8 protein-coding genes are annotated in these 8,298 nt (G+C 52.7%); 5 read left to right on the top strand and 3 right to left on the bottom strand.

Annotated features, from left to right (window positions below; all coding sequences use genetic code 11):
- Window positions 1–497: 497 nt before the first annotated feature.
- Window positions 498–1,286 carry a glutamate racemase gene (murI, locus tag QZ516_RS11240; RefSeq protein WP_297189743.1) on the top strand — a complete coding sequence of 263 codons (789 nt, stop codon included), beginning with the start codon at window positions 498–500 and terminating at the stop codon, window positions 1,284–1,286.
- A 181-nt stretch (window positions 1,287–1,467) separates the two neighbouring features.
- Window positions 1,468–1,992: a lecithin retinol acyltransferase family protein gene (locus QZ516_RS11235; protein WP_297189740.1), complete on the top strand. Its 525-nt coding sequence runs from the start codon at window positions 1,468–1,470 to the stop codon at window positions 1,990–1,992.
- 5 nt (window positions 1,993–1,997) lie between these two features.
- Here QZ516_RS11235 and argF read toward each other — a convergent pair whose 3' ends face one another.
- Both argF and QZ516_RS11225 read right to left on the bottom strand, forming a co-directional pair.
- Window positions 1,998–2,921 carry an ornithine carbamoyltransferase gene (gene argF, locus QZ516_RS11230; RefSeq protein WP_297189737.1) on the bottom strand — a complete coding sequence of 308 codons (924 nt, stop codon included), beginning with the start codon at window positions 2,919–2,921 and terminating at the stop codon, window positions 1,998–2,000.
- 6 nt (window positions 2,922–2,927) lie between these two features.
- Window positions 2,928–4,097 (bottom strand): acetylornithine transaminase, encoded by a 1,170-nt coding sequence (locus tag QZ516_RS11225; RefSeq protein WP_297189734.1) that lies wholly within the window; start codon window positions 4,095–4,097, stop codon window positions 2,928–2,930.
- A gap of 253 nt (window positions 4,098–4,350) precedes the next feature.
- Between QZ516_RS11225 and grxD the strand changes: the two genes are divergently transcribed.
- The 3 genes from grxD to QZ516_RS11210 all read left to right on the top strand — a co-directional run bounded on the left by grxD (window position 4,351) and on the right by QZ516_RS11210 (window position 5,743).
- The gene (gene grxD, locus QZ516_RS11220) at window positions 4,351–4,686 is read left to right on the top strand and encodes a Grx4 family monothiol glutaredoxin (protein WP_297189731.1); all 336 of its coding nucleotides are present in this window, start codon (window positions 4,351–4,353) and stop codon (window positions 4,684–4,686) included.
- A 162-nt stretch (window positions 4,687–4,848) separates the two neighbouring features.
- Entirely contained in the window at window positions 4,849–5,454 is a 606-nt protein-coding gene (locus QZ516_RS11215; RefSeq protein WP_297189728.1) for a peroxiredoxin C, read from the top strand.
- Between the two features lie 82 nt (window positions 5,455–5,536).
- Entirely contained in the window at window positions 5,537–5,743 is a 207-nt protein-coding gene (locus QZ516_RS11210) for a SlyX family protein (protein WP_297189725.1), read from the top strand.
- A 74-nt stretch (window positions 5,744–5,817) separates the two neighbouring features.
- Here the strand turns inward: QZ516_RS11210 and QZ516_RS11205 are convergent, their stop codons facing one another.
- Window positions 5,818–8,088, bottom strand: coding sequence for an NADP-dependent malic enzyme (locus QZ516_RS11205; protein ID WP_297189722.1), 2,271 nt, complete (start codon window positions 8,086–8,088; stop codon window positions 5,818–5,820).
- Window positions 8,089–8,298: the final 210 nt, after the last annotated feature.

The following is an 8,298-nucleotide window of genomic DNA, read 5'->3' as shown; positions in this document are numbered from 1 at the left end:
CCTTTGGGACTATTGTCCCCGTTAAAGAGTGTGCGTCAAATCGGGGTAGGTTTACACCGACCCCTTTAACTTTAAGCCCGCTAATCTGGAAAGGTTTAAAACGGCCAAGCCGGATGAGTATGCCCAGCAGCTCAAAGCGCTGAAAGGTGTTCTGAAATCCTGATGCCTGGCATAGGCCGCATCAGGTAAAATTTAAGAGTTTTTCGCCCCGCAAGGGTTATGTAACGAACAAGCCCGTAGGTTGGGGTGAGGAACGAACCCCAACGAAAAGAATGAAGAAAATCAATTGAATTGGAATAAATGCGTTATCGGCGTGCGGATACAAAAGGTGGGAGCTATTTTGTCACGGTAAATATTGTTGGGGTTCGTTCCTCACCCCAACCTACGAGCTGTCCCAGGTTTTAAAACCGGAAACCCTAAAACAATTCAAACCTGGGAAGTTGTAGTGCTGCTCCAGTTTCTTTAACGTTCAGCTTTCAGTATCGGTATTTAACGAGATGACCAATTCCAGTGCTATAGGCCTGTTTGATTCAGGCATTGGCGGGCTGTCAATTGCCCGAAAAGTCAGGGAGTTGTTGCCGAGTGAAAACATTCTGTATGTTGCCGATGCCCTTCATGCTCCCTACGGGGATAAAGCGGACAGCTTCCTGTTGGAACGAATGAGTGCTGTCACAGAGTTCCTGCTTTCCCGTGGTGCAAAGGCTGTTGTTGTGGCATGCAATACGGCGACCACATCGGCCATTGCTAAGCTCAGGACTCAATACCCGGTTCCGATTATCGGTGTTGAGCCGGGGATCAAACCCGCTGCACTCTGTTCCCGCACCGGTGTGATTGGTGTGTTGGCGACGCCGGGAACGCTGAAAACACATTCTTTTGTTAATTTGGCGGAGCGCTACGCAAGCGGGGTGAAAATTGAGCTCCAACCCTGTCCTGATCTGGCTGCTCAAATAGAATCATTGAGTTTTGACAGCGACAGGACGATTGCTCTGCTGAAACGTTACATTTCCCCACTTATTGAAAAAAAGGTCGATACCATTATCCTCGGCTGTACACACTACAACCATGTTTCCCATCTGATCGCCGAGTTAGCTGGGCCCGATATCACCATCGTCAACACGGAAACAGCTGTGGCCAATCAGGTCGTTCGCAGGCTCACGGCCGAGGGATTACTGGCAGCGGACAACCAGGTGGGACGTGATGAGTTCTGGACAAGTGGCGCCCTTGATATTTACCGCAACCAGATTGAAAAATTGTGGGGGCAGGGTGAACACGTCTTTCAGCTTTAGTCAGGTTTTCGCCATTACTTTGCCGGTTAGCACTTTGTGTGTGTGGCTGAGTGGCTGGCGAGTCGTCAGATTATCCCCGTCAGCCACGAAAGTAATCTCATGGACTGTAGCGATGTCCTGTTAAGCTGCTATTATCGGTAGTTGATTAAACGGTGTTCCGAAGGGAAATTGGGCCTGGCCTATGGCACGTGGTGATCACATTTATACGCTTCGCTTTGGTGGGATTTACGCCCACCACGGTATTGATGCGGGCGATGGTACGGTGATCCATTACACCAGTAATCACTGGGTGACACCTCGTCAGGTGCGGCGTACCAGTATGGACAAGTTTGCCCGGGGTGACGAGATTCATGTGCGGGATTACGAACAGTTTTTCGAGACGCTAAAAAGTGGCGATATTCTGGATCGCACCACCCGTGGCCTGAATCGTCTGATGGACAATTTGCGAGGACTGAAAGCGGGCGAGCTGGATTTTTCAGAGGATGCGGTAATGCGACGCGCCGAAAGCCGACTGGGTGAATTTGCCTTTGATCTGGTGTTCAACAACTGTGAGCACTTCGCCACCTGGTGCAAAACCGGTATCAGCAACAGCGACCAGATTATTGATTTATGGCGTCAGGCGCTGACCGGCAGTGGTTTCATGAAATACCGTGTTGGCGAAACCCTGACCAACTTTGCGGAACTTCCCTGGAAGCTGTTTCGCTAGGGCCTCTACTTCGATTTGTTCGCCCCTTCATTGAGCAGGAATTCAATCAGAGCCTTTTGTGCATGCAGGCGATTTTCTGCTTCATCCCAGACCACAGACCATTTTGACTCCAGCATGGTTTCGCTGATTTCCAGACCTCGATAGGCGGGCAGGCAGTGCATAAACAGGGCGTCCGGTGCCGCTTTCTGCATGATGTCCTCATTGACCTGAAAGCCCTGGAAGGCGCGTTCCCGGGATTTCTTTTCCTCTTCCTGGCCCATGGATGCCCAGGTGTCGGTGACCACCAGGTCCGCCCCGGTAATAGCCAACAGGGGATTGCGAACAATGGATACCCGGTCGCTGAATTTCTCCAGCAGTGCCACATCGGGTTCGTAGCCTTCGGGGCAGGCGATGACCAGTTCAAAATCCAGTCTGTCCGCAGCATTGATATAGGACTGGCACATGTTGTTGCCGTCGCCGATCCAGGCCACTCGCTTGCCGGCAATGCTGTCCCGGTGTTCCAGGTAGGTTTGCATGTCCGCCAGTAACTGGCAGGGATGAAAATCATCGGTCAGGGCGTTGATGACAGGTACTGAGGAGTTTTCAGCAAAGGTGATAATGCGGTCGTGACCAAAGGTGCGGATCATAATGATATCCACCATTCTTGAGATCACCTTGGCTGAATCTTCAACCGGTTCACCGCGCCCCAGTTGTGTATCGTTGGGCGACAGGAACAGTGCGCTGCCCCCCAGCTGGGCCATACCGGCCTCAAAGGAAACCCGGGTGCGAGTGGAGGACTTCTCAAAAATCATGGCCATGACTTTGCCAGAGAACGGATGGTCATCCGTGCCTTTTTGGCGCTGAACCTTTAGCTCTGTCGCCCTTTGCAGGATTGCTTTCAGCTCGTCTCTGGAGAGATCCTGCAAAGTGAGAAAGTGTCTTATGGCCATAATTGGTTACCCCCGGGTGATCAGTTCACCCAGTATCTGAACGAGTTGATCTGCTTCATCCTCGCTGATGGTCAGCGTTGGCAGCAGTCTGATGACGGACTGGGCAGTGACATTGATCAGCAGACCTTTTGCGGCGGCCTCTGCCACCATTTCAGGGCAGGGTTCGCTCATCTCAATAGCCAGCATGAGGCCCTGGCCTCGAACTTCCACAACATTGGGCAGGTCGGCAAGACGCTCGACAAGACGCTGCTTTATATAATTGCCTATGGTGGTGGCCCGCTGGCAGAGCTTTTGGTCGAGGATGACACTGACCGTGGCCAGTGCCGCTGCACACGCCAGGGGATTACCTCCGAAGGTGGTGCCGTGGCTGCCGGGTTGCATCAGGTCAGCGGCTTTGTCACCGGCCAGGCAGGCACCGATAGGCACCCCGTTGCCCAAGCCTTTGGCCGTTGTCACAACATCGGGCAGCAGGTTGGCGTGCTGGTAGTTAAAATACTGTCCGGTTCGCCCGTTGCCGGTCTGGATTTCGTCCAACATCAGCAGCCAGTCATATTGATCACAGATTTCCCGCAACCCGGGTAAATAATTGTCCGCAGGAACCCGTATGCCGCCTTCCCCCTGGATGGGTTCGACCAGAATGGCCACCACATTGCGATTATTTTTGGCGATGGTGTGCAGCGATTCCAGATCGTTGTGGGGTGCCCGTACAAAGCCGCCCACCAGTGGTTCAAAACCTGCCTGCACCTTGCGGTTGCCGGTGGCCGATAGGGTTGCCATGGTGCGTCCGTGAAACGCGTTTTCCATGACAATAATGGTGGGCTGATCCACCCCTTTGCTGTGGCCAAACAGGCGCGCCAGCTTGATGGCGGCTTCATTGGCTTCGGCCCCGGAATTGCAAAAAAACAGTTTGCTCAGGCCGGAGATGCTGCGCAGCTGTTCGGCCAGCGCTTCCTGCACGGGTATGTTGTAGAGATTTGAGCAATGAACCAGCGTGGCGGCCTGCTCCGCAATGGCTTTGGTCACCACCGGGTGTGCATGACCCAGCCCGCAGACGGCAATGCCGGAAATGGCATCCAGATAACGGCGACCCTGATCATCCCATACCCAGGACCCTTGACCCCGGGTAAGGGTAATTTTTCTGGCACCATAATTGTTCATTAATGCGTCACTGGTCATGGACTCTTCCAAAACAAAAAAAGGCAGACGCGAGTTGCGCTGCCCAGGAGCAGGGATATTATAGTGGTTTTGCCCTGTTCGCAACGATCTGCATTGTTGCTATCTCTAAGCTACGAGACCATCTGCAGATTGCCCGAGGTAAAATGTTTTTTCGGACAGGTGGTTTTAGATTGATGGACAGTGGAGTAAAATAGTTGACCGTAATAGTCGGCTATTCTTCATTGCCCCCAATTTCAGTCAGAGGTTTATATCAATGGATATTATGGAAACCATTCGTGAGCAGGTGGAAGGGAACCCCGTCATTTTATACATGAAAGGCTCCCCCAATCAGCCCCAATGCGGCTTTTCTGCCCGCACGGTTGAGGCATTGATGGCTTGCGGTGAGCGCTTCGCCTATGTCGATATTCTGGAAAACCCGGACATCCGTGCTAATCTGCCAAAATACGCCAACTGGCCTACCTTTCCCCAGCTATGGGTTAATGGTGAGCTGATTGGCGGTTGCGACATCATTGCTGACATGCATCAGAAAGGCGAACTGGCTCCGCTGGTAAAAGATGCCGCCCAGAGTGGACAGAAAGCTGCCGAGTAAGCAAGGGCCTGATCATTAAACAGGGCTTATGGCACTTATAGCTAATTACAATGAGACACAAAAAACTGATTGTGTAAGATTGAGATAAGAGTTTCGAGCACGGGCTGCGACAGGTAGCCCCTACATTCCTTCAGAAAAACAGACCATTTAAGGAGTTAGATCATGGGTGTATTAGTAGGTAAAGCGGCACCGGATTTTACGGCTGGTGCAGTACTGGGTAACGGTGAAATCGTTGATGCGTTTACGCTGTCAGACAACATCAAGGGCAAGAAAGCCGTCGTGTTTTTCTATCCGCTTGATTTTACCTTTGTTTGCCCATCAGAGCTGATCGCATTTGATCACCGCCTGGATGAATTCAAAAAACGTGGCGTGGAAGTTATTGGTGTCTCCATTGACTCGGTATTTACCCACAATGCCTGGAGAAATACACCCGTTGATGCAGGTGGTATCGGCCAGGTTAAATATCCGCTGGTAGCTGACGTCAAGCACGAAATCTGCCGTGCTTACGATGTTGAATTTGATGAGGCCGGTGTTGCTTTCCGTGGCTCCTTCCTGATTGATGAAGACGGCGTTGTGCGCCATCAGATCGTCAATGACCTCCCGCTGGGTCGCGATATTGATGAAATGCTGCGTATTGTTGACGCGCTGTCCTTCCACCAGAAACACGGTGAAGTTTGTCCCGCCGGCTGGAAAGAAGGTGATAAAGGTATGGATGCTTCGCCCACTGGTGTGGCTTCCTATCTCGCCGAAAATTCAGACAAGCTCTGATACACAAGTCGTCTCTGGAAAAACCGCAGAAGGTGACTTCTGCGGTTTTTTTTGGCTCATTAAATAATAGGGGGCTTGGGTGATGGATGAAGATCGTCTGGTGGAGATCGAAACCAGGTTGGCCTTTCAGGAGGACACCCTGCAGCAGTTAAACGATGTGATTTGCCGACAACAGGACCAGATCGACCGGTTGGCCGCCCGCGCTGAAGCGTTGCGCGGGCAATTAGGCGAGATCGCTGCCAAGTTGCCGGATGAAGAGGGCGAAGACGAGAAGCCACCACACTACTAGTTGGTGTGGATCAGTGCTTTTTACAGTCATTAAAAAACGCGGCTTCTCCCGCGTTTTTTATGGTGTGGAGTTTCTCACTCGGGTTTTGAAGTGATGTCCGCTCCGATTAACGCTGTCATATTCAGGATACCTCGTCCGGAGACAGAGGGAATCAGGATATGGGCCGGTTTGTCGAAGCCGAACAGGAAGGGTCCAACCAATCGGGCATTGGTCAGTGAGCGCAATAGGCCAAGGGTGATACTGGCCGCATCCATATTGGGCATGATCAGTACATTGGCCTGTCCCTGCAGGTTGGCATTCTGGTAAGTCTTGCCGCGCAGGGTTTCGTTCATGGCGGACATGGCGTGCATTTCGCCCTCGATCTGGACATCGGGCAATTGCTCTCGCAATTGCTCGGCGGCCCGTTTCATCTTGTGGGCAGAGTGATCATCGTAAGTGCCGAAGTTGGAGTGCGAGAGCAGTGCCACTTTTGGTGCTATACCAAAACCTTTGACGAAGTTGATGGTGTTCAGTGCGGTGGCGACGATCTGTTCTTCGGTGGGGTCCACATTGACGAATGGATCGGCGAGGAACAGTGGCCCATCCTCCATCAGTAGCACGCAGACCGATGACATTTCAGTGGTGCTGCTCTGGGGCAGGATACTGCTGATGTCTTTCAAGTGCTTGTCGAAACGACCGACTTTGCCGCATATCAATCCATCGGCATCACCCAGGGCGACCATGATCGCCGCCAGTGCCGTGTTGTTGGTGTGCACTGTGTTTTGGGCAGCTTCCACGGAAACACCGGACCGCCCCACCCGCTGGTGATAGAACTGCCAGTAGTTCTGGTGATGATCACCTTCTTCCGGATTGAAAATCTCAATGTCGGTGCCGATTTTAATACGCAGTCCCATTTCCTGAATTTTGCGTTCGATCACGCCGGGGCGACCGATCAGGATTGGCTTGGCAACTTTCTCATCCACAATACCCTGCATGGCGCGCAACACGTCGTCGTTCTCTCCCTCGGCATAGGCAATGCGCGATGGCTGACGGCGGGCCAGTTCGATCATTGGTTGCATGAACAGGCGACTGCGACTCACATAGGAGTGGAGTTTGTTGCGGTAGGCCTCCATATCCTCGATAGGGCGGGTGGCGACGCCACTTTCCATGGCAGCTTTGACCACCGCCAGCGGGACTTCCTCGATCAGGCGCGGGTCGAAGGGTTTGGGGATCAGGTATTCCGGGCCGAATTTCAGTACTTCATCGGCATAGGCTTCAGCCACGGCTTCCGATGGTTCGAGGTGAACCAGGTCGGCGATGGCTTTTACGCAGGCCTGCTTCATGGCGTCATTGATGACCGTGGCACCGCAGTCGAGGGCGCCGCGGAAAATAAACGGGAAGCAGAGCACGTTGTTGACCTGGTTCGGGTAGTCCGAACGACCGGTGGCCAGGATGGCATCCGGGCGAGCGGCCTTGGCGATCTCGGGCATGATTTCCGGGGTGGGATTGGACATGGCCAGAATCAATGGGTTGGGGGCCATTTTCTTGACCATGTCGACCTTCAGAATACCGGGGCCGGACAGGCCAAGAAACAGGTCGGCACCGTCGATGGCATCGTCCAGTGTGCGGTCCTCGGTTTCCACGGCATAGCTTTCTTTCCAGGGATTCATGCCTTCCGCGCGGCCTTTGTAGATGACCCCATTGCGGTCGATCATGCGAATGTTGGGTTTTTGCAGACCCATGCTGACCAGCAAATCCACGCAGGCGATGCTGGCCGCTCCGGCGCCGGTTACCACCAGTTTGATGTCTTCGATATTCTTGTTGACGATCCTGAGTCCGTTGTAGACCGCTGCGGCAGAGACAATGGCCGTGCCGTGTTGATCGTCGTGGAATACTGGGATATTCATGCGCTCCCTGAGTTTGCGTTCCACCAGAAAGCACTCGGGGGCCTTGATATCCTCAAGGTTGATGCCGCCAAAGGTGGGTTCCAGCGAGGCAATGGTATCTACCAACTTGTCCACATCGGTTTCATCAATTTCAATATCAAACACATCGATATTGGCAAATTTCTTGAACAGAACTGCCTTGCCTTCCATGACGGGTTTGGCGGCCAGTGGACCGATATTGCCCAACCCCAGCACAGCGGTGCCATTTGTAATAACAGCCACCAGATTGCCCCGGGCTGTGACATTCGCCACTTCCGTGGGGTTTTTTACAATGGCCCCGCAGGCATAGGCGACACCCGGGGAATAGGCCTGAGAAAGGTCGCGCTTGTTGGCGAGCGGTTTGGTGGGGCGAATTTCGATTTTCCCCGGAACGGGGTGGGTATGGTAACGCAGGGCACTTTCTTTGAATGAGTCAGCCATTTTTCTCTCGGTTTAAATCGTTATATGGGGGCCGGGCAGGGCAGCTATTCTAACGCCAATGGTAATGAAATTACCATGCGTTCTGCCGTCGTCGCAGGCGTCCAATTTTTGTGTAGTCTAGATACATGATTTTGGTGTTTCAAGTGAAGCATGCCTTTGTTTTGTAAAAAATTTTCATGGGAATTTTGCTTTGAATGTGAATTGTTGTTG

It is taken from the genome of uncultured Porticoccus sp. (genome assembly GCF_913061305.1).
Taxonomy (GTDB): domain Bacteria; phylum Pseudomonadota; class Gammaproteobacteria; order Pseudomonadales; family Porticoccaceae; genus Porticoccus.
Note: the sequence above shows the minus strand (reverse complement) of the source record. Positions and strands in the feature narration are given on the sequence as shown.